The following is a 1,326-nucleotide window of genomic DNA, read 5'->3' as shown; positions in this document are numbered from 1 at the left end:
TTTACATTTTTAATAGGTAGGCAAGCTTTCGCTAAAGCTCAGGTTGTTTCTTTTCATCAATGGAAAAGAAATATGCCTCCACCGCTAACCTTCACCGATTTGTAGGTATGAAGCTAAAAAATGAGATTGCTTCGTAAACTCGCAAAGACGATTTGATGAACGCAACCAATCCTTACTCTTTACTCCTTGTTCTTTACTCCAACCAAACAACCAACCAACAACTAGTAACCACTCATCCCCCTTTCATTACAAACACAAACAGCCCAACAAAATATTGCTAGGCTGTTTACATCATGCATGAACCAATCTCTACTTCAACACTATAACGCTAAAAGACTAGTTCTTATGAGCGCTAAGCGTAAAGCCAATTTCTACATCCTTAGAAATCATCCAGTTCTCTGCGCTACCCTCAGTTTTGTAGTTAATTCCCCAGGCACTTCTATCAATTACAAACTTAGCAGTAGCCGTCACCGAAGTTGCGCTAACCGCCACTTTAGCTGGGAAAGTTACATTTAAGGTCTTGTCTTTAAGAGTTAAGTTTCCGCTAATTAAATAATTTGGATCAGCGATTAAACTTGCACCAGCAGCAGTAGTATAAGGCTCAACCTTCGTGATTACAAATTTTGCGTTAGGAGCTTTCTCAACATCAAAGAAATCGGCACTTTTCAAGTGGCCTTCCAAATCAGTAGCTTTTTTACCCTCTTCAGTCACCGATGCCGGATCAACAGAAAGCGAAGCCATATCAATTAAGAACTCGCCACCACTAATAGAGTCATTTTCTACGGCGATAGTACCTAAAGCAACCTTAATTTTCCCCCATCTCGGAGCTAAGCCTCCCTTGTGAGCACCCTTCCAATCTACCACAGTAGTTACAGAATCAACAATGTAGCTTTCACCTTTTTGTTCGGCAACAGTTTGCTCGGTAGTAGTTGCAGTGTTGTTAGAAGAACCGCCACACGAGGCTAATAAAAAAAGTGCAGGAAGTGCAAAAATTAATTTTCTCATTTTTTCGTTTTTAATTATTAAGATTCTAATTCTGAATAAGAATAGCAACAAAGCTAAGGCAACTATAGTTTGAAATAATTGATGTATGATAATAAAATGCAAAAAATATTGCTTACCTAGGCATTTCAGTTCCAATAAACACAAAACCCAAAGCCGCAACTAACATCTGTCAGATAGCCGATAGCCGATACCCAAAGACCAAAGTAGAAAGAGTACGATTAAGCCAACCAATCCTTGCTCTTTGCTCCTTGTTCTTTGCTCCAACCACCCCAACCGTTCCCAAGTACGCCCTAACGGCCTCCGAGATTTTGGCAGGAAAGA

1 protein-coding gene is annotated in these 1,326 nt (G+C 40.0%); it reads right to left on the bottom strand.

Annotated features, from left to right (window positions below):
• Window positions 1-336: 336 nt before the first annotated feature.
• A complete protein-coding gene (locus tag B3I52_RS15405) occupies window positions 337-1,005 on the bottom strand; it encodes a YceI family protein (protein WP_293302964.1) in 669 nt (222 codons plus the stop codon).
• Window positions 1,006-1,326 lie beyond the last annotated feature (321 nt).

The organism is Pedobacter sp. UBA4863, from assembly GCF_002399615.1.
Taxonomy (GTDB): Bacteria; Bacteroidota; Bacteroidia; order Sphingobacteriales; family Sphingobacteriaceae; genus Pedobacter.
This window is presented reverse-complemented; position numbering and strand designations above follow the sequence as displayed.